Source organism: Methylobacterium variabile, assembly GCF_001043975.1.
Classification (GTDB): domain Bacteria; phylum Pseudomonadota; class Alphaproteobacteria; order Rhizobiales; family Beijerinckiaceae; genus Methylobacterium; species Methylobacterium variabile.
Genome location: NZ_LABY01000246.1, coordinates 1 through 19501 on the forward strand (window position 1 = coordinate 1; position 19501 = coordinate 19501).

General features: G+C 72.3%; 17 protein-coding genes. 9 read left to right on the plus strand and 8 right to left on the minus strand.

The annotated features are described in order from the left end of the window. Positions 1-882, minus strand: an 882-nt coding sequence (locus VQ02_RS36290; protein ID WP_245239888.1) for a L,D-transpeptidase, incomplete at its 3' end; no start/stop codon positions are given. 260 nt (positions 883-1142) lie between these two features. On the opposite strand from VQ02_RS36290, the gene VQ02_RS29075 reads away from it, so the two are divergent. Next, on the plus strand, positions 1143-1859 hold the full coding sequence (locus VQ02_RS29075; protein ID WP_048447735.1) for a chemotaxis protein: 717 nt from the start codon (positions 1143-1145) through the stop codon (positions 1857-1859). 32 nt (positions 1860-1891) lie between these two features. Here VQ02_RS29075 and VQ02_RS29080 read toward each other — a convergent pair whose 3' ends face one another. Further along, positions 1892-2923 carry a glycosyltransferase family 61 protein gene (locus tag VQ02_RS29080; protein WP_167350806.1) on the minus strand — a complete coding sequence of 344 codons (1032 nt, stop codon included), beginning with the start codon at positions 2921-2923 and terminating at the stop codon, positions 1892-1894. Between the two features lie 180 nt (positions 2924-3103). Between VQ02_RS29080 and uvrC the strand changes: the two genes are divergently transcribed. The 4 genes from uvrC to VQ02_RS29100 all read left to right on the plus strand — a co-directional run bounded on the left by uvrC (position 3104) and on the right by VQ02_RS29100 (position 7381). Beyond that, positions 3104-5155 carry an excinuclease ABC subunit UvrC gene (gene uvrC, locus VQ02_RS29085; protein ID WP_048447736.1) on the plus strand — a complete coding sequence of 684 codons (2052 nt, stop codon included), beginning with the start codon at positions 3104-3106 and terminating at the stop codon, positions 5153-5155. 143 nt (positions 5156-5298) lie between these two features. Next, positions 5299-5898 (plus strand): CDP-diacylglycerol--glycerol-3-phosphate 3-phosphatidyltransferase, encoded by a 600-nt coding sequence (gene pgsA / locus VQ02_RS29090; protein ID WP_048447737.1) that lies wholly within the window; start codon positions 5299-5301, stop codon positions 5896-5898. Positions 5899-5911: 13 nt separating this feature from the next. Beyond that, the gene (gene moaD / locus VQ02_RS29095) at positions 5912-6163 is read left to right on the plus strand and encodes a molybdopterin converting factor subunit 1 (RefSeq protein WP_048447738.1); all 252 of its coding nucleotides are present in this window, start codon (positions 5912-5914) and stop codon (positions 6161-6163) included. Between the two features lie 174 nt (positions 6164-6337). After that, positions 6338-7381, plus strand: coding sequence for a DUF3616 domain-containing protein (locus tag VQ02_RS29100; protein ID WP_048447739.1), 1044 nt, complete (start codon positions 6338-6340; stop codon positions 7379-7381). A 62-nt stretch (positions 7382-7443) separates the two neighbouring features. On the opposite strand, the gene VQ02_RS29105 is transcribed toward VQ02_RS29100, so the two are convergent. Next, entirely contained in the window at positions 7444-8337 is an 894-nt protein-coding gene (locus VQ02_RS29105) for a metal ABC transporter substrate-binding protein (protein WP_048447740.1), read from the minus strand. A gap of 333 nt (positions 8338-8670) precedes the next feature. Here VQ02_RS29105 and VQ02_RS29110 point away from each other — a divergent pair, with 333 nt between their 5' ends. Together VQ02_RS29110 and VQ02_RS39865 are read left to right on the plus strand one after the other, a co-directional pair. Further along, a complete protein-coding gene (locus VQ02_RS29110; protein WP_048447741.1) occupies positions 8671-9078 on the plus strand; it encodes a response regulator in 408 nt (135 codons plus the stop codon). 46 nt (positions 9079-9124) lie between these two features. Next, positions 9125-9418, plus strand: coding sequence for a DUF2934 domain-containing protein (locus VQ02_RS39865; protein WP_048447749.1), 294 nt, complete (start codon positions 9125-9127; stop codon positions 9416-9418). A gap of 105 nt (positions 9419-9523) precedes the next feature. On the opposite strand, the gene VQ02_RS29120 is transcribed toward VQ02_RS39865, so the two are convergent. Both VQ02_RS29120 and arsC read right to left on the minus strand, forming a co-directional pair. Next, positions 9524-10747: an MFS transporter gene (locus VQ02_RS29120; RefSeq protein ID WP_048447742.1), complete on the minus strand. Its 1224-nt coding sequence runs from the start codon at positions 10745-10747 to the stop codon at positions 9524-9526. Between the two features lie 15 nt (positions 10748-10762). After that, positions 10763-11188: an arsenate reductase (glutaredoxin) gene (arsC, locus tag VQ02_RS29125; RefSeq protein WP_048447743.1), complete on the minus strand. Its 426-nt coding sequence runs from the start codon at positions 11186-11188 to the stop codon at positions 10763-10765. Between the two features lie 251 nt (positions 11189-11439). Here arsC and gyrA point away from each other — a divergent pair, with 251 nt between their 5' ends. Next, positions 11440-14196 carry a DNA gyrase subunit A gene (gyrA, locus tag VQ02_RS29130; protein WP_048447744.1) on the plus strand — a complete coding sequence of 919 codons (2757 nt, stop codon included), beginning with the start codon at positions 11440-11442 and terminating at the stop codon, positions 14194-14196. A 240-nt stretch (positions 14197-14436) separates the two neighbouring features. On the opposite strand, the gene VQ02_RS29135 is transcribed toward gyrA, so the two are convergent. Continuing rightward, complete coding sequence (locus tag VQ02_RS29135; protein WP_048447745.1) at positions 14437-15510, minus strand: L,D-transpeptidase family protein; 1074 nt, start codon at positions 15508-15510, stop codon at positions 14437-14439. A 74-nt stretch (positions 15511-15584) separates the two neighbouring features. Beyond that, a complete protein-coding gene (locus tag VQ02_RS29140; protein ID WP_245239889.1) occupies positions 15585-16334 on the minus strand; it encodes an extensin-like domain-containing protein in 750 nt (249 codons plus the stop codon). A 395-nt stretch (positions 16335-16729) separates the two neighbouring features. Here VQ02_RS29140 and VQ02_RS29145 point away from each other — a divergent pair, with 395 nt between their 5' ends. Beyond that, positions 16730-18787 carry a M3 family metallopeptidase gene (locus VQ02_RS29145; RefSeq protein WP_048447746.1) on the plus strand — a complete coding sequence of 686 codons (2058 nt, stop codon included), beginning with the start codon at positions 16730-16732 and terminating at the stop codon, positions 18785-18787. An 86-nt stretch (positions 18788-18873) separates the two neighbouring features. Here the strand turns inward: VQ02_RS29145 and VQ02_RS29150 are convergent. Next, positions 18874-19501: ABC transporter permease subunit (locus tag VQ02_RS29150; protein WP_048447751.1), on the minus strand; the 628-nt coding region annotated here is incomplete at its 5' end.

Here is a 19501-nt window from a genome sequence, read left to right on the forward strand (position 1 = left end):
GTAGAGGTCCATCACGTCCTCGTTCATCATCCGGATGCAGCCGGACGAGACCGACTGGCCGATCGTGTGCGGCTCGTTGGTGCCGTGGATGCGGTAGAGCGACGAGCCGAGATAGAGCGCCCGGGCGCCGAGCGGGTTCGAGGGACCGCCCGCCATGTGCCGGGGCAGGTCCGGCCGGCGGCGCAGCATCTCGGGGGGTGGCGTCCAGTCCGGCCACTCGCGCTTGGCGCTGACCGTCTTCAGCCCCGACCAGGTGAAGCCCGGCCGGCCGACGCCGATGCCGTAGCGCAGCGCGCGCCCCCCGGGCTGGACCAGGTAGAGGAAGCGCGACGGCGTATCGATCACGACGGTGCCGGGCCGCTGCCCGCCGTCATAGGCGACCTCCTGGCGCTGGAAGCGCGGATCGACCGCCCGGGCGATCCCCTCCTCCCGGGCCTCGGGCAGGGCCGCCCGGCGGGTGCGGGGCGCCTCGAGCGGGTCCGGCGCGTAGGCTTGCGGCACGGCGTCGCCCGAATGCAGGAGCGGCCCGGGCGCGACCGCGGCGTAGCCGACCTGCGCGCCGGAATACGCCGGGACGTAGCCCGCGGTCCGGGCATAGCCGCGCGGGGAGGCGTCGCCGGCCGCGTAGCCGGCAGGAGGCGCGTCAGGTGCCGGGGAGGCGTAGGCGGCCTGCCGGTAGCCGCGGCCCGCCAGGATGGTGCCGTCCGGGGCGACCGGCGCCGGACGCCGGGGCCTCGCCACCGCGCCCGGATCCTGCCCGGTCATCAGGAACTCGATGAAGCCGCCGCCATAGGCGCCCGGCGCCGCCCCCTGCGCCAGGGCCGGACCGGCCCCGATCCCGGCCGCGATCGCCCCGGCCAGCACCATCCCGCGCACCACCATCGTATCCGTCCCCGAAGAGCCTGCCCGGCCTGCCGCCGGCGAGGCCGCAGGAGAGCAGGAAGGCCGGGACCGGGCCGTGAAGGAACGTGGTGAGCGTTTCGCTAACCCCTTGCGGCGAATCGTAAATCCGGCCGCATCATGAATCCTTCGTCACCGCCGCCGCGGCCGCGCCACGCATTCAGCAATTCGCAATCAATCCTGCGCAGACTGATCCCCGTGGGCCGTACGATGCGGCCGCGGTTGCAGGCTCTCTCGAACCCATGAAGAACAAGCGCTTCCGCATCGAGGACAGTCTCGGCGTTTCCTACGCTCCGGTCGAGGCGGCGCCCCCGCCGCCCTCGGCCAACGACGACCGGATCTCCGAGATCCTGGCGACGGTCAACGAGCTGAAGCGGCTCACCCAGACCACCACCGGCGACGTGATCGACGCCTGCCGGCGGGAGATGGCCGAAGTCTACGGAATGCGCACCGAGCTCGACGTGATGAAGGCCGCGATCGGCCGGACCAAGCACGAGATCGCGGTGCTGCACCGGCAGGACTTCGACGGGAAGGGCGTGCGGCGCGCGGCCGGCGAGCTCGACGCGGTGGTCGACGCCACCGAGCGGGCCACCACCACCATCCTGGCCGCCGTCGAGGACATCGAGACCCACGCCTCGGTGCTGCGCTCGACCGGCGGGCTGAAGGACAGCTCCAGCGTCGACGCCATCCTGGAGCGCACCGTGGTGCTCTACGAGGCCTGCAACTTCCAGGACCTGACCGGCCAGCGCATCAGCAAGATCGTCAACGTGCTGAAGTTCGTCGAGGACCACATCGACCGCATGATCGAGGCCTGGGGCGGGCTCGAGGCCTTCAAGGACCTGATCGGCGAGCGGGCCGGGGTCAGCGTCGACGACGAGAGCAGCCTCCTGAACGGGCCGCGGCTCGCCGAGGATCCGGGCCACGTCGACCAGAACGACATCGACGCCCTCTTCGACTGATTGGACCCCGGCCGGGACCGGCTGCCGGCGCCTCAGCGCCGGATCCGCCGCGCGAGCCGCGACCACGCCGCCGGGAGAAGACCCGGCCCGGAGCGCGGCGGCTCGGCCGCCATGGCCCGCATCCGCCGCAGCAGGCCCTCGGCTGCCGCCTGCGGATCGGGCAGGCGCTGCTGGCTGCCGAAGGCGCCCTTGTCCGTCTCCGCGGTGCCCGGCTGGTGGAGGTAGGCGACCGCGTTGCCGCAGAGCGCGTCGACCAGGGGAAAGGTCGGGTTGATGCGGGGCCCGGGGCTCAGCGCCACCACCCGCCGGCCGGGCGGCGCAAAGATCGCGGTGTGCAGGGCCGAGCCGAGGGATCCCGCGAGCACGCGCCGCCGCGCGAACAGCCGGACCTGCTCGGCGAAGCTCAGGCCCTCCGGGTGAAGAATCTCGACGCCCTCCCGCGCCAGGATCTCCGTCACCTCGTCCTCGTTCGCGAAGCGCCGCACGCCGCCGGAGAGCCGCGTCTTGGCGAGGTAGGCCGGGCGCTCCTCGGCATCGACCTCCTCCGGGGCGTAGCAATCAGCCCCGATCGCCACGCAGAGGTCGCGGAAGACCGTGTGGGCGAAGGCCTCCTCCTGGAAGGCCGGCGCCGGCACGATCACGCGGCGCAGGCGCAGCGGCTCCTCGAAGGCGTGGATCTCGCGCACCTCGAGGCCCAGCCGGGCCAGGATGTCGACGGCGAAGCGGAAGGGCTCCCACTGCGCCGCGTGGACCGGCGCGTAGCACAGGACCGGCGCCGGCGGCCGTGCCGCCAGCAGCGGCCAGAACCGCGGCAGGGTGGTGACGAGGAAATGCCCGTAATGCAGGTGGGCGCCGCCGAGGAAGAGGTAGGTCTCCTCCGGCGCCTCCGGCACGCCCGCCGGCAGGTCCTCGGGCCAGTCGGTGCGCTGCCAGGACGGCGTGGTGCCGATCCCGCGATAATCGACGCTCTCGGGCACGAACCGGCGCGACGCGTCGAACAGCGCCGAGGGCTGGCCCCGCGCCGGGGTGTGCGGCAGGTAGAGGACGTTCTCGAGCGTACGCATCGCGGGCAGGTCGTGCCGGGGGTGCGGGATCCGGGGCGTCCGGCAGTCGCGGAGCGTCATGCGGGGTCGGGCGTCACGAGGTGGTCCTTCGGGCACGGGCGTTGGCCGAGGCTGAAGGGTGGCCTTTTAGCGCCCGGGCGCGGTCTTTCCAGCGGGAGCCCGGCCGCCTACATCGCCCTGATGAGCCGACAGCCTGGGAACGACGTGCCGCCCGACGCCCTCGACACCCTCGAGGACGACGACGAGGCGGTGGACGCCCTCGACACCGCGCCCGAGATCGACTTCGACCTCGATGCCGGCGCAGGCGCGATCCAGGCCGGCACGGCGGTGATCCGCCGGTTCTGGACCACCCTGCCGACCTCGCCGGGCGTCTACCGGATGTTCGACGCCAAGGGCGACGTGCTCTACGTCGGCAAGGCCAAGAACCTGAAGAACCGGGTCGGCTCCTACGCCCGGGGCCAGGCGCACACCAACCGCATCGCCCGGATGATCGCCGAGACGGCCTCGATGGAGTTCGTCACCACGGCGACCGAGACCGAGGCCCTGCTGCTCGAGGCGAACCTCATCAAGCAGCTGAAGCCGCGCTTCAACGTGCTGATGCGGGACGACAAGTCCCTGCCCTACATCCTGCTGACGGCGGATTCCGGCGCGCCGCAGCTCGTCAAGCACCGCGGCGCCCGACGCCGGGCCGGACACTATTACGGCCCCTTCGCCAGCGTCTGGGCGGTCAACCGCACGGTCAACGCGCTCCAGCGCGCCTTCCTGCTGCGCTCCTGCTCCGACAGCTACTTCGAGAACCGCACGCGCCCTTGCCTGCTCTACCAGATCAAGCGCTGCTCGGGCCCCTGCACGAACGAGATCTCGGTCGAGGACTACGCAGGTCTGGCCGCGGAGGCGCGGGGCTTTCTCTCGGGCAAGTCCAACGCCGTGAAGGAGCGCATGGCCGCCGAGATGCAGGCCGCCTCCGACGCCTGGGAGTTCGAGAAGGCGGCGCGCTACCGCGACCGCATCGCCGCGCTCGCCGCCATCCAGGGCGTGCAAGGCGTCAACACGCAAGGGATCGAGGAGGCCGACGTCTTCGCCCTCGACGAGCAGGCCGGGCAGTTCTGCATCGAGGTGTTCTTCTTCCGCAACTGGCAGAACTGGGGCAACCGGGCCTACTTCCCGAAGGCCGACCGCAGCATGACGCCGGCGGAGGTGCTGGCCTCGTTCCTGGCCCAGTTCTACGACGACAAGCCGGCGCCTCGGCTGGTGCTGACCTCGCACGAGATCGAAGACGCGGAGCTGCTCGCCGCCGCGCTCTCGACCAAGGGCGAGACCCGGGTCGAGATCCACGCGCCCAAGCGCGGGGAACGGAAGAACCTCGTCGAGTACGCCGCCCGCAACGCCCGCGAGGCCTTGGGGAGGCGCCTCGCCGACACCGCCTCGCAGGGCAAGCTGCTGGCGGCCCTCGGCACCTCGTTCGGGCTGGCGCAGGCCCCGCGGCGGATCGAGGTCTACGACAACTCCCACATCATGGGCACGAACGCGGTCGGCGCGATGATCGTCGCCGGCCCGACCGGCTTCATGAAGACCCATTACCGCACCTTCACCATCAAGTCCGAGGAGGTGAAGCCCGGCGACGATTACGGCATGATGCGCGAGGTGCTGCAGCGCCGCTTCAGCCGCCTGGTCAAGGAGCACCCGCGCACGACGGCGGAAGCCGCCCGCGCGGCCGCCGAGGGCGGGCCGGCGGAGCCGGAGCCCCCGCCCGACCCGGCCGATGCGGACGCTTTTCCGGCCTGGCCCGACCTCGTGCTGATCGACGGCGGCCGCGGCCAGCTCGAGGCGGCGCGCAAGGCCCTCGACGAGGTCGGCGTCACCGACGTGCCCCTCGTCGGCATCGCCAAGGGGCGCGACCGGGACGCGGGGCGCGAGACCTTCTTCGTGCCCGGCCAGGCGCCGTTCCGCCTGCCGCCGCGGGACCCGACGCTCTACTTCGTGCAGCGCCTGCGCGACGAGGCCCACCGCTTCGCCATCGGGGCGCACCGGGCCAAGCGCAAGCGCGAGATGGTCAAGAACCCCCTCGACGAGATCCCGGGAATCGGGCCGACGCGCAAGCGGGCGCTGCTGCACCATTTCGGGACCGTGAAGGCGATCCAGCGCGCGGCGCTGGAGGACCTCGCCAAGGCTCCCGGCGTGAATGCCGCGACAGCCCGGGCGGTCTACGACTTCTTCCATGCCGATACGTGACCTGGCCGATGCACGACCTGGCCGATGCACGACCTGGCCGATGCACGACCTGGCCGATGCGCGACTCGGATGCGACGCGCGACCCGGACGCGGAGACAAGTTGTGTTGACGCCCCCTCCCCCCGCGTGGTTTCACCGGCGGCGATGAACGTGGTCCTGCCCCGGCGCCGCTCGACGGCCTTGAACCTCGCCAACCTGCTGACCTACGGCCGCCTGGTCGCGGTCCCGGTGGTGGTGGCGCTGCTGTTCTGGCCGCAGGATGAGACCGCCCGCTGGATCGCCGTCGCGGTGTTCGTCGCCGCCGCGATCACCGACTACCTCGACGGCTACGTCGCCCGCACCTACGCCCAGAGCTCGGCCCTTGGGCGCATGCTCGATCCGATCGCCGACAAGCTGCTCGTCGCCGCGAGCCTCCTGATGCTCTGCGCCGACGGCACGATCCACGGCTGGTGGCTCTGGGCCGCGATCGTGATCCTGTGCCGGGAGATCCTGGTCTCGGGCCTGCGCGAGTACTTGGCCGAGCTGAAGGTCGGCGTGCCGGTGAGCCGGGTCGCCAAGTGGAAGACCGGCGTGCAGCTCGTCGCGATCGGCGTGCTGATCGCAGGTCCGGCCGGCGAGCGGGTGCTGCCCGGCAACGGCGCGCTCGGGCTCGGCCTGCTGTGCATCGCCGCGGCGCTGACCCTCTACACGGGCTACGACTACATGCGCTCCGGCATCCGCCACGTGATCGACGACGAGAGATGATCGGCGACACACGATGAAGCTCGTCTACTTCGCCTGGGTCCGCGAGCGGATCGGCCGCCCCGAGGAAACCCTCGACCTGCCGCGGGAGGTCGCGACGGTGGCCGATCTCGTCGCCTGGCTGAAGGGCCGCGGCGAGGAATACGCCTACGCCTTCGAGAACGACGGCGTGGTTCGCGCCGCCGTCGACCGGATCCACGCCAAGCCCGAGACCCCGCTGGCCGGCGCGCAGGAAGTGGCGTTCTTCCCGCCGATGACCGGCGGCTGAACCGATCCTTCTGTCGTCGCACGCCCTCACCCGTCCCAGGATCGTCCCGGGCGCCCGCCCTGCCGCAGCGTCGCAGGGGTGACGGGCGGCCCTCCGCCGAGGCTCGCTTCGCCCGCACCCCGGGACGAGGTCGCGGGCCGGCTTCCTTAAAGACCGCTCCTCGCGAGACCTCCCATGCTCCGTCCCCTGCCCTTCCTCGCGGTCGTGCTGTCGTGCCTCGCCTCCGCGGCCGTTGCCGAGCCGGTCAAGGTCGGTCCGCTTCTGGAGCATCGCGGGATGTGCGAGGCCTCGGGGGCGGTGCCCTACCCACCCGGCAGCTTCGGCGACCGCTTCCTGGTGGTCGACGACGAGACGACGCTGGTGCGGCTCTACCGGGCCGGCATCGGCGGCGACGCGCTGCCGCTCGGGGGCAGCGACCTCGGGCTCCATCTCGGCCTCGCGGCCGACGACCGGAAGGCCGACCTCGAAGCGGCCACCTGGCTCGGCGGCGACCTCTACGTGCTCGGCTCGCACAGCCGCCGGCGCGGCGGCAAGCAGAGCCCCGGCCGGGGCCGCCTCGCCGCCGTGACGGTGTCGCAGGCCGGCGACGCGCCCGGCCTGACCCCGAAGGGCAGCGCCGTCAGGGGCCTGCCGCAGGCGCTCGCCGCCCTCTCCCCCCTCCTCGCCGAGCGGATCGGCCTCGACGTGCCGGCCCGGGACGACCTCGACCCGAAGCGCAAGGGCTTCAACATCGAGGGGCTGGCGCCCCGGCCGGACGGGACATCCCTCTGGCTCGGCCTGCGCAATCCCCTCGACACCGACGCCAACGCCCTGCTGGTTCCGCTCGAGAACCCGGCCGAGGCGATCACCGGGGTGCCGCCGCGCCTCGGGCCGCCGATCGCCCTCGACCTCAAGGGCCGCGGCATCCGCGACATCGCCTACGCGCCGGAGGCGAAGGCCTACCTGATCCTCGCCGGCGGCGCCGGCGGCGGGGGTGAGCCGTTCGACCTCTACCGCTGGACGGGCGATCCGGCGGCGAGGCCGACGCGTGTCGAGGGTGCGGCCGCGGCCTTCGCGACGATCCCCGACTTCCAGCCCGAGGCCCTGCTGGTCAGCCCGGCCGGCGACCGGGTCCAGGTGCTCAGCGACGACGGCGAGGCGCTCGGCTCCGACGGGCAGCCGTGCGAGGAGTCGAAGGACGGCAAGCGGTTCCGCAGCCTGATGCTGGACCTGCACTGATTCGAGGCTCCTCGCCGGAGACGAGGGCTTCGAGGGGCATCAGGCGCAGGCCGGTCCGAGCGTCACCCCCCCAGCGCCGCCGCGAATTCCCGCACGTTGTGGCGCATCATCTCGAGGTAGGTCGGGGCCGGCCCGCCGGGCTCCGAGAGGGCGTCCGAGAAAACCCGACCGCCGGCCCTGGCGCCGCTCTCCCGGGCGATCTGCTGCATCAGCCGCGGGTCGGAGACGTTCTCCAGGAAGACCGCCGGGACCTTGTCGCGGCGGATCTGCCGGATGATGGCCGCCACGTCGCGGGCGGTGGCCTCGCTCTGGCTCGACACGCCCTGCGGAGCGAGGAAGCGCAGCCCGTAGGCCCGGGCGAAGTAGCCGAAGGCGTCGTGGGTGGTGACGATGCGCCGGCGCGCCTCCGGGATGCCCCTCAGGGCGGCGCGGACCTCCGCCTCGAGGGCGTCGAGCTGCGCCAGGTAGGCGGCCGCGTTGGCCTCGTAGACCGCCCGGCCCTCCGGATCCGCTGCGATCAGGCCGTCGCGGATGGTGGCGACGTACCGCCTCGCATGGGCGACGTTCTGCCAGGCATGGGGATCGATGCCGTGATCGTGGCCGTGCCCGCTCTCCTCCTCGATCGGAACGATGCCCTTCGAGGCGACGATCACGGTGGCCTTGGTGCCGGAGGCCTTGATCAGGCGGTCGATCCAGCCCTCGAAGCCGAGACCGTTGACGACGACCAGGCGGGCCGCCGCCACCGCCTGCGCGTCGGCCGGGGCGGGCACGAAGCTGTGGGCGTCGCCGTTCGGCCCGACGAGGGTCGTGGTCGCGACCCGCACGCCGCCGACCTGCCGGACGAGGTCGCCGAGGATCGAGAAGGTCGCCACCACCCGGACGGGCTCCGCCCGCGCCGCCGCGCTCCATCCGAGCGCCAGGGCCAGCAGCAGCGCCCCGATCCGCGTTCCGCCCATCACCCGTCTCCTCGCTGATCCGCCGCCTCCCCCTAGGCCTGGACGGATCAGATTGCAACATTGTTACAATGCGGAGCGCCGGCCGACCGGTGCGCGTCGCGTCCAGATTTAACCTGGGTCGACGACACCCGGTCGCGTCGGGTCCAGGGTCCAGCGGTCACGCCGTTCTTGCCGCTCCCGCTGGAACGGTGTCACCGGCGGGCCGGGGCCGCGCGCCTCGTCCGTGCGGGGACGCGGGGCGTCCCGGCCCGCCATCTTCCGCTTCCGCCGGCTCGCCCCGCGGCTCCCGCCTCCGGCCGATCTCGACGCTGCCGGACGATCGAAGGACCGACGATGCCGCTCACCCGGCCGTGCCGCGACAAGCCGGCCACATCCCTCGCCGGACGCCGCATCCTGGTGGCCGAGGACGAGTACCTCGTGGCCCGCGACATCGTCGACATCATCGCCGGAGCCGGCGGCGAGGTGGTCGGGCCGGTGCCCACCGTGCCAGAGGCCCTGGCGCTCGCACGCTCCGAGGTGATCGGCGCGGCCTTGCTCGACGTGAACCTGCGGGGCGAGATGGTCTTTCCCGTCATCGAGAGGCTGCGCGGGCGCGGTGTGCCGGTCGTGCTCGTCACGGGCTTTCGCGCCGAGATCCTCCCGGTCAGTTTCCGCGACCTTCCGCACCTCGAGAAGCCCTACGATCCGGACGCCCTGCTGCGGATCGTGCGCCGCACCTGCGCCGAGGTAGGACTTCCTTAACCATGGACCGCGATGGTCCGCTCAGGTGAACAACGAGGAGGTCGGGATGGATCACTTCGAGACCAGCATCCGTGAGCGGGCTTACGCCCTGTGGGAACGCGACGGCCGCGCGCCGGGCCGCGACGAGCATTACTGGTTCCTTGCCCAGCAGGAACTGCGGGCCGCCCCTCCGGCGACGGCGGCGCTGCCGGCCGCCGCGGAGGAGATTCGCGCCAAGCCGGCGCGCAAGCCGGCGGCCCGCAAGCCCGCCGCCGCGAAGGCCGCGGTGACCGAGGCCGCGGCGAAGCCCGCGCCGCGCCGGCGCCGCGCCACCGCGGCGGATGCCGTCACCACCCACTGACGACGGCCCGCGCCCAGATACCTTAAGCATCCCTGCGCCGGCCGGACCGGCCCGCGGAGGGATGCGGAGGCAAAACCCAAGCCGACATGCGCCGTGCACGTCCGCTCAGCCCCTTCCGCCCTGCGGGAGGGGTTTTTCGCTTGAGCCGGCCGGAACGCGCGCCGCGCCGCGGCGCCGGACCCACCACAGGACGGCGACAAGGGCAACGTCGACGAGGCCCAGGACCGCGAGCGCCGCCAGCGCCGCGTCGGCGCCGCCCCGGGCGATGAGATAGGCGGCGGCGGATGGCGCGAGAGCCTGCGCGGCGAGGCTGGGCTTCGCCAGCCGGCCGAGGAGGGCGGCGTAGCGGTCGGGCCCGAACAGCACGAGGGGCAGGGTGCCGCGGGCGATCGAGTAGAGCCCGTTGCCGGCGCCGTAGACCATCAGCACGACGCCCGGCGCACCGAGCCCGGCCCAGAGCAAGACCAGGCCGACGGCCATCAGCCCCACCGCGAGGGTGAGCGTCCAGATCGGGTGATGCCGGCTGCGATTGGCGACCTCGAGCAGCCGCGCCCCGACCTGCGACGGCCCGACCAGGGTGCCGAGGGAGACCGCCGCCGCGAGGGAGAGGCCGCGCTCCTGCAGGAGCGTGAGCAGGTGGACCGAGAACACCGAGGCGGCAACGCCGGTGCAGGTCACGATGGCCGCCAGGACCAGGAAGGTCGGGCGCTCGGCGGGATCGAGGGGCGCCGCGTCCGGACGGCCGGGGGCGGCAGGCCGCGGCGGGACGGGCGGGATCAGGCCGACGATCAGCGGCAGCGACACCAGGAGCTGCACCGCGGCGTAGACCAGGCAGGTGCCGCGCCAGCCCAGCTGCGCGAGCAGGAAGGCCGAGAGCGGCCAGCACAGGGTGCTGGAGAAGCCGCCCCACAGGGTCAGCGCCGTGATCGCCGGGCGGGCATCCGCGCCGTAGAGCCGGCCGAGGGTGGCGAAGGCCGCGTCGTAGAGGCCGGCACCCATGCCGGCGCCGATCACCAGCCAGGCGAGGCCGAAGACCGGCAGGCCCGGCGCCAGGCCGAGCAGCGTGAGCCCGGCGGCGAGGAGCAGGGCCGAGACCGCCAGAACCGGCCGCCCGCCGCGACGGCCGATCTGTCGGCCGACGAAGGGCGAGACGAGGCCCGCGACGAGCATCCCGGCCGTGAGGCTGCCGAAGATCCAGGGCAGCCCCCAGCCGGTCTCGGCGGCGATCGCGGGCCCGAGCACGGTCAGCAGGTAGTAGCTGCAGCCCCAGGCGAGGATCTGCACGATGCCGAGGGCCGAGATCACCGGCCAGCGCCGTTGCGGTGTCATGGATCCGTCAGGGGCTCAGGCCGTGGCGACCCGGCGCCCATGCTCGTCGACGACGCGCTCGCCATCCTCCTTGACGAACTCGCCCTGCTGCGGCGGCAGCAGGTCCAGCACCCGCTCGGAGGGGCGGCAGAGGCGCACGCCCAGCGGGCTCACCACCAGCGGTCGGTTCATCAGGACGGGGTGCGCCGCGATGGCGTCGAGGAGCGCCTCGTTGGTGAGGGCAGGATCACCGAGGCCGAGCTCGGCGTAGAGGGTGCCCGTCTCCCGCAGGATCTCGCGCACCGAAAGGCCCGCCCGGGCGAGGAGCTGGCGCAGCAGCGCCCGCGCCGGCGGCGTCTTCAGGTACTCGACGACGTGGGGCTCGATGCCGGCGTTGCGGATCATCGCCAGGACGTTGCGCGAGGTGCTGCAGGCCGGGTTGTGGTAGATGACGACGTCCATCGCGAGGGCCCTTCCGAGGCGCGCGGGCCCGGCTCGGCCCAGGCCGTCCTTACGCCCTTTGCCAATCTCTAACGACTCCGCGGGACACTCGTCCATCAGGACGCGCCGGGCTTGTGGAACGACCCCGGAACACCCATCTAAGATGCTGATTTGCCTCAGCCTTCCGCGCTTCGCGCTGGTGCCCGGGGCGCAAATCGGCTAAGCCGGCCCCTGCAGTGTGAGCCCGCGCGGGCCGCGACGAGAGACAGACCTTGGCAGAGAACGACCCGACAGGCGCGACCCCGCCCGCGACCGACATCAAGCCCGTCTCGATCACCGACGAGATGCGCCAGTCCTACCTGGCCTACGCGATGAGCGTGATCGTCAGCCGGGCGCTGCCGGACGCGCGCGACGGCCTGAAGCCGGTGCACCGCCGCATTCTCTACTCGATGTACGAGAACGGCTACCTGCCGGACCGCAAGTACGTGAAGTCGGCCCGCATCGTCGGCGACGTGATGGGTCAGTATCACCCGCACGGCGACCAGTCGATCTACGACGCCCTCGTCCGCATGGCGCAGGATTTCGCCATGCGCCTGATGCTGGTGGATGGCCAGGGCAATTTCGGCTCGGTCGACGGCGACCCGCCGGCGGCGATGCGCTACACGGAGTCGCGCCTGGCGAAGCCCTCGATGGCGCTCCTCGAGGACATCGACAAGGACACCGTCGACTTCAACCCGAACTACGACGAGTCGAAGGACGAGCCGGCGGTCCTGCCCGCCCGCTTCCCGAACCTCCTCGTCAACGGCGCCGGCGGCATCGCCGTCGGCATGGCGACCAACATCCCGCCGCACAACCTCGGCGAGGTGATCGACGGCTGCATCGCGCTCATCGACGATCCAAGCCTCACCATCGAGGGCTTGAACGACATCATCCCGGGGCCGGACTTCCCGACCGGCGGCTCGATCCTCGGCCGCTCGGGCACCCGCTCGGCCTACATGACCGGCCGCGGCTCGGTGATCATGCGGGCAAAGTCCCACATTGAGGACCTGCGCAAGGAGCGTGAGGCCCTCGTCTTCACCGAGATCCCCTACCAGGTGAACAAGGCGTCCCTGGTCGAGAAGATCGCCGACCTCGTGCGCGAGAAGCGCGTCGAGGGCATCGCCGACCTGCGCGACGAATCCGACCGCGACGGCATGCGCATCGTCGTCGAGCTGAAGCGCGACGCGGTCGCCGACGTGGTGCTCAACCAGCTCTACCGCTACACCCCGCTGCAGACGAGCTTCGGCTGCAACATGGTGGCGCTCAACGGCGGGCGCCCCGAGCTCCTCAACCTCAAGGACCTGATCCAAGCCTTCATCGACTTCCGCGAGGAGGTCGTCTCCCGCCGCACCAAGTTCCTGCTGAACAAGGCGCGGGAGCGGGCCCACGTGCTGTGCGGCCTCGCCATCGCGGTCGCCAACATCGACGAGGTGATCCGGCTGATCCGCACCTCGCCCGATCCGAACACCGCCCGCGAGGCCCTGATGGCCCGCGACTGGCCGGCGGAGGACATCGCGCCGCTGATCGCGCTCGTCGACGATCCGCGCCACCGGGTGCGCGAGGACGGCACCTACCGCCTGTCCGAGACCCAGGCCCGCGCCATCCTCGACCTGCGGCTGCAGCGCCTGACCGCCCTCGGCCGCGACGAGATCGGCGACGAGCTCAAGCGGCTCGCCGACGAGATCGCCGACTACCTCGACATCCTGCGCTCGCGCGCCCGCATCATGGGGATCGTCAAGCACGAGCTGGCGGAGGTCCGGGCCGAGTACGCGACGCCGCGCAAGACCGAGATCCTCGACTGGGATTCCAGCGTCGAGGACGAGGACCTGATCCAGCGCGAGGACATGGTCGTGACCGTGTCCCATGCCGGCTACATCAAGCGCGTCCCGCTCTCGACCTACCGGGCCCAGCGCCGCGGCGGCAAGGGCCGCGCCGGCATGTCGATGCGCGACGAGGACTTCGTCACCCGCCTGTTCGTGGCCAACACCCACACGCCGGTGCTGTTCTTCTCCTCGCAGGGCCAGGCCTACAAGGAGAAGGTGTGGCGGCTGCCGCTCGCGGCGCCGAACGCCCGCGGCAAGGCGCTCGTCAACATCCTGCCCCTCGACCAGGGGGCGGAGCGCATCACCACCATCATGCCGCTGCCCGAGGACGAGGCGTCGTGGGAGACCCTCGACGTGATGTTCGCCACCGCCTCCGGCAGCGTGCGGCGCAACAAACTGTCCGACTTCGTGCAGGTGAACCGCAACGGCAAGATCGCCATGAAGCTCGACGAGGGCGACCACATCGTCCACGTCGAGATCTGCACGGAAGGCGACGACGTGCTGCTGACCACGGCGGCGGGCCAGTGCATCCGCTTCCCCGTGACTGACGTGCGGGTGTTCAAGGGCCGCGACTCGACCGGCGTGCGCGGCATCAACCTGGGCAAGAACGACCACGTCATCTCGATGACGATCCTGCGCCACTTCGAGGCCTCGCCCGAGGAGCGCCAGGCCTACCTGAAGCGTGCCAACGCCGACCGGCGCGCCACCGGCGAGGCGATCGAGCTGCCGGCGGCGCCCGAGCCCGAGGCCGAGGAGGCCGCGGCCTCGATCGACCTCGAGCAGGACCGCTACATCGCCATGGGGGCGGCGGAGCAGTTCGTCCTCACCCTGTCGGAGCGCGGCTACGGCAAGCGCACCTCGTCGTTCGAGTACCGGATCTCCGGCCGCGGGGGGAAGGGCATCAAGGCGATGGAGGTCAACGCCCGCAACGGCAGCCTCGTCGCCTCCTTCCCGGTCGAGACCAGCGACCAGATCATGCTGGTGACCGACGCCGGCAAGCTGATCCGGGTGCCGGTGGACGACATCCGGGTGGTGGGCCGCGCGTCGCAGGGCGTCACGATCTTCAACACCGACAAGACCGAGAAGGTGGTGTCGGTCGAGCACATCGAGGGCGAGGGCGAGGCGGACGCCGAGGTCGAAGGTGACGGGGAGGTCGAGGGGGCCTGATCGGCCCCCTTCCTGCGAGGATCGTCCCGACGCCCTCCACGTCATCCCGGGGCCGCGAAGCGGAACCCGGGATCCATAGCCGCCGACGAGGCGGGATGAGGCGGGACGAATACGGCCACTTTCTCCTACGTCAGTGCTTATGGATCCCGGGTTCTCGCCCGTGGCGAGCCCCGGGATGACAGCGGCCTGTTGATCAGGTCGCTGTCGATCGACGGCCTTACTTGGCCGATCGACTCCACCTCACTTCCCGAAATCCACCTTCGCGCCCTTCTCGACGTGCTTTGCCAGGTCGCGGGCGTCCCAGTTGGTGAGGCGGACGCAGCCATGCGACTCGGTCTTGCCGACCTTCTCCGGGTCCGGCGTGCCGTGGATGCCGTAGCCGTCATTGCCCGAGAGATCGATCCAGACCACGCCGACCGGGTTGTTCGGGCCGGGCTTGATGGTGAACTTGTGCTTCGCCTCGACGCCCTTGAAGTCGTATTTCGGGTTGTAGGTGTAGGTCGGATCGAAGGCGACGCCCTGGACCGTCAGGACGCCGCTCGGCGCCGGCTTCTCCTCGCTGCCGATCGACGCCGGGTAGAGGTGCAGCAAGGTCCCGTCCTCGCGGTAGGCGCGGACCTGCAGGGCGTCCTTGTCGACCTCGATGCGGCTGACCTTCGGCGCCTCGGGCAGCTCCTTGGCGGGGATGCGCCCGGTCTCGAGCGGACGCACCGCCGCGACCTGGATCACGGTGCCGGCCTTGGTCAGCGGCGCATCGGGGTTGAGGGCCTCGAGCAGGGCCTTGCTCATGTGGAAGCGCTCCGCCAGCATCTCGGCCGGAGAAGTGTAGGAGAGCGCCTTCAGGTCGGCTTGCTCCTCCATCTTCGCCGGGATTTCCTCCGCGAACGGTCCGGCGACGTCCTGCTCGGTCAGCGTGTACGGCGTCACCGCGGGATCCTGGCTCGTGCCGGCGAGGGCCTGCCACAGAGGCGCGTCGAGGCGCCCGGCGAATTTCTGGCCCTTGGCCTTGGCGAAGCCCGCGAGCGCGCCGCGCAGGTTGTCGCCGTCGCGCCCGTCGATGACGCCGGGCGAGAACCCGGCCCGGTCGAGCAGCACCTGCACCCGCACCGTCAGCGGGTCAGGCCGCCTCTCCGACGCCCTGGCGGCTTTCCGGCCCGCCTCCTTGCCGCCGTCATCGGCCGTACCGCTCCCGGCGAACTGGGCCTGATTGATCGCGTCCGCGGTCAGGGGCGACGTCGGAGGATTCGCGGCGCCGGCCGCGCCCGAAAGCCCCAACACCAGCAGAGCCGTCCCGAGCCTCGCCACCATCCGCATCCGCGTGTCTCCCGACCATCGTGCCAGCGGCCTAGAAGCGCCGGAGGCCCGCCCCCGTTCCACGGGATCGCCGCTCACTGGCACAGGCGGTGGCCGGCCGTGCGCTCGCGCTCGTCGAGGTGGAGGTGATTGGCGTGCGTCGCGTCCGAGCCGGGGCCGAGCACGGTGCGGAAGAAGTCGCAGGCGCGGGTCCGCACCGTGGTCGCGAAGGCGGCCTCGGGCGTGCCTTCCCGCGTGGCGCCGACGGCAACGGGCGCCCGCCCCTCGAAGGTGAAGCCCATCACGTCGACCCCGTTGGCGTAGGCGTGCTCGCTGAGCTTGGCGGCGGGATCGTGGTTCTGGCCGCGGCACTCGTAGGAGCCGCCGATCTGGAATGTCTGCGGCGCCTTGCCGACGGTGCGCTCGGCGATCACCCGCACCTCGGTGCTCCAGCGGCCCAAAGCCTCGGCGGCGATGCAGGTGAGGGTGGCGGCGGGCGCGAGGGTGACGCCGTCCGGCAGCGCGGTCACGCGCAGGGGCTTGGCCGCCCCGCACAGGCCGTCCGAGAGCGGCGCCAGGGGCTCGGCCCGGACGCCGAGACGCTCGAGCCGCCGCAGGCAGGCGGTGTCGTCGGGCACGACGGTGGCGGGCGTCGGGGCCGGGCCCGCCGGGAGGTCGGCGGGCCGCTCGGGCGGGAGCGGCGCCGGAGCGGGTCCCGGGGCCGGAACCGGGGCCGGGACCTCGCCGGCCGCATCCTTGGGCGCGTCTTTCGCCGCGTCCTTCCCGGTGGGGTCCTTCGCCTCCTCCGGACGGGGCGGCGGCAGGGGAACCTGATCGGCTGGCACCCGGCTCAACGGGGGCTGCGCCGCGGGTGTGGACGACGCGGGCGGTTGTGCCGCAGGCGCGTGGGCCGGCGACTGGGCCGAGGCCGGAGCGGCCGCGAGGCCGGCTGCCAGGATCAGGGCGGCGCCGAAGCGCGTCTCGCAAAGGTGGTGGCCGCTCTCGCGACGAAGACCTGCGAAGAGACGAGAATCCAGGCGGACGATGCGTCGGCGAGCCGACGCAAGTCTGCTGCGCGCGGCGCGATTTCCTCCCACGAACGGTCCCGGCATCGCGCGTCTTCCCAAGCGTTCCGCTCCTCAACGGGCGGGCAAGCGTGACCGTTCCCGCGAGGCGCGCCCCGCTTGCGCCGTGCGCCTCAGGGTCTATCGTCGCCGGCCACCTGAGCGAGAGGACCAGCATGCGCGGCGTCACGGCGGAGCACGAGCCCAACCCCTTCTCCGAGCCGGCCTGGACGACGCCCCACGGGCTGCCGCCCTTCGAGCGCATCGCCCCCGCGCATTACGAGCCGGCCTTCGAACGGGCGCTGGCCCAGCACGTCGCCGAGATCGAGGACATCGCCGGCAATCCCGAGCCGCCGACCTTCGCCAACACGATCGGGGCGCTCGAGCGCTCCGGCGAGGCCCTGCGGCGGGTCTCCGCCACCTTCTTCAACCTCGCGGGCAGCCACACCAACCCCGAGCTTCAGGCGGTGGAACGAGTGATGGCGCCGCGGCTCGCGCGCCACCGCAGCGCCCTCTTTCTCAACCCCGACCTGTGGGCGCGGGTCGCGGCGGTGGCCGAGGACGGCTTGTCCGACGAGGAGAAGCGGGTGCGCGAGCGCTACCGCGTGCTCTTCCGCCGCGCCGGGGCCGAGCTGGACGCCGAGGCCAAGGAGCGGATGGCGGCGATCGCGGCGCGGCTCGCCGAGCTCGGCACCCGGTTCAGCCAGAACCTGCTCGCCGACGAGAGCGCCTTCATGCTGGAACTGACCGGCGAGGACGATCTCGCCGGCCTGCCGCCCTTCCTGCGCGCCGCAGCAAGCCGGGCCGCCGAGGAGCGTGGCCTGCCCGGCCGTCACGTCGTCACCCTGTCGCGCTCGCTGATTGAGCCGTTCCTGGTCTTCTCCACGCGCCGCGACCTGCGCGAGCGCGCCTACGCCGCCTGGATCCGCCGGGGCGAGAACGGGGGCGAGACCGACAACCGGGCCATCATCACCGAGACCCTGCGCCTGCGGGCCGAGCGGGCGCGCCTCCTCGGCTTTTCCAGCTACGCCGCCTTCCGCCTCGACGACACCATGGCGGGCAGCCCCGACGCGGCGGTCGGGCTCCTCGCGGAGGTCTGGGCGCCGGCCCGCAAGCGGGCCGAGGCCGAGCGCGACCGGCTCCAGGCCCTCGCCCGGGAGGACGGCCAGAACTTCGACCTCGCCCCTCACGACTGGCGCCACTACGCCGAGCGCCTGCGCCGGCGCGAGCACGCCCTCGACGAGGGCGAGATCAAGCCGTACCTGCCCCTCGAGGGCATGATCCAGGCCGCCTTCGACACCGCCCACCGCCTGTTCGGCCTCTCCTTCACCGAACTCGCGGACGTGCCGCGCTACCACCCGGAGGTGCGGGCCTGGGAGGTCGCCGACCGGGACGGGCGGGTGATCGGCCTCTTCCTCGGCGACTACTTCGCCCGTCCGAGCAAGCGGTCCGGCGCCTGGATGAGCGGCTTCCGCTCGCAGGAGCGCCTGACCGGCGATGTCACGCCGATCATCGTCAACGTGATGAACTTCGCCAAGGGGGCTGAGGGCGAGCCGGCCCTGCTCTCGTTCGACGACGCCCGCACGCTCTTCCACGAGTTCGGCCACGCCCTGCACGGCCTCCTCTCGAACGTGACCTACCCGCTGCTGGCCGGCACCGCGGTGGCGGGGGACTTCGTCGAGCTGCCGTCCCAGCTCTACGAGCACTGGCTGGAGCAGCCGGAGGTGCTGCGGGCCCATGCCCGCCACTACCGCACCGGCGAGCCGATGCCCGAGGACCTGCTGCGCCGGCTTCTCGCCGCCCGCACCTTCAACCAGGGCTTCGCCACGGTGGAGTACACCGCCTCCGCGATCGTCGACCTCGACCTGCACCTGTCGCCCGAGGCCGAATCCGGCATCGAACCCCTCGCCTTCGAGGCGGAGTCCCTGTACAGCATCGGCATGCCGGCCGAGATCGCGATGCGGCACCGCACGCCGCAGTTCCAGCACATCTTCGCCGGCGAAGGCTACGCGGCCGGCTACTACAGCTACCTCTGGTCCGAGGTGCTGGACGCCGACGCCTTCGACGCCTTCCGGGAGGCCGGCGACATCTTCGATCCCGCCACCGCCGAGCGCCTGCGCACCTACGTCTACGGCGCCGGCAACCTGCGCGACGCCCGCAGCGCCTACACGGCGTTCCGCGGCCGCCTGCCGAGCACCGGGCCGCTGCTGCGCAAGCGCGGGCTGGCGGCGTAGTGCACCTCATGAAACTCCCGCTGCGCGGACGTCTCCACGGTGAGTGCCGAGGGTGATCGGGAGTTTCGTGAGAGACACGCAGGAGCTTACCGGCGCAGGAACCGGCTCACCCCCGCCGCCGCGGCAAGCCACGCCGCATCGGCCAGGAACGCCAGGGCCGCCGCCGCCGCCGCGCCCTGGATCAGCGCCAGGTTGTTCTGGTTCTGCAGGCCGACGACGATCGGCGTGCCGAGGGTCTGGGCGCCGGCCAGCGCCCCGATCGCGGCGGTCGCCACCCCCAGCACCAGCACCACCCGCAGGGCCTCCAGGATCGGCCCGGCAGCGAGGGGCAGCTCCACCCGGAGAAGCGTCTGCGCCGGGGTGAGCCCCATGGCGATCGCCGCCCGGCGCACCTCCGCCGGCACGGTGGCGAGCGCCCCGACGGTGCCGCGCATCACCGGCATCAGCCCGTAGGCGGTCAGCGCCAGCAGGATCGGGGCTGCGCCGAAGCCGATCACCGGCAGGGCGAGGGCCACCACCACCACCGGCGGGGCGGCCTGGGCCGCCGCCGCCAGGGTGTCGAGGGCGGGGCGCAGGCGGGCGCCGGCGGCGCGGGTCGCCAGGATGCCGAGGCCGAGCCCGAGCCCGCCCGCGAGGGCGAAGCCCGCGAGCGCCAGGACGAGGTGCTGGCGGGCGAGCCAGGCAAGGCGCCCGGCCGGCACCGGCGTGCCGGCC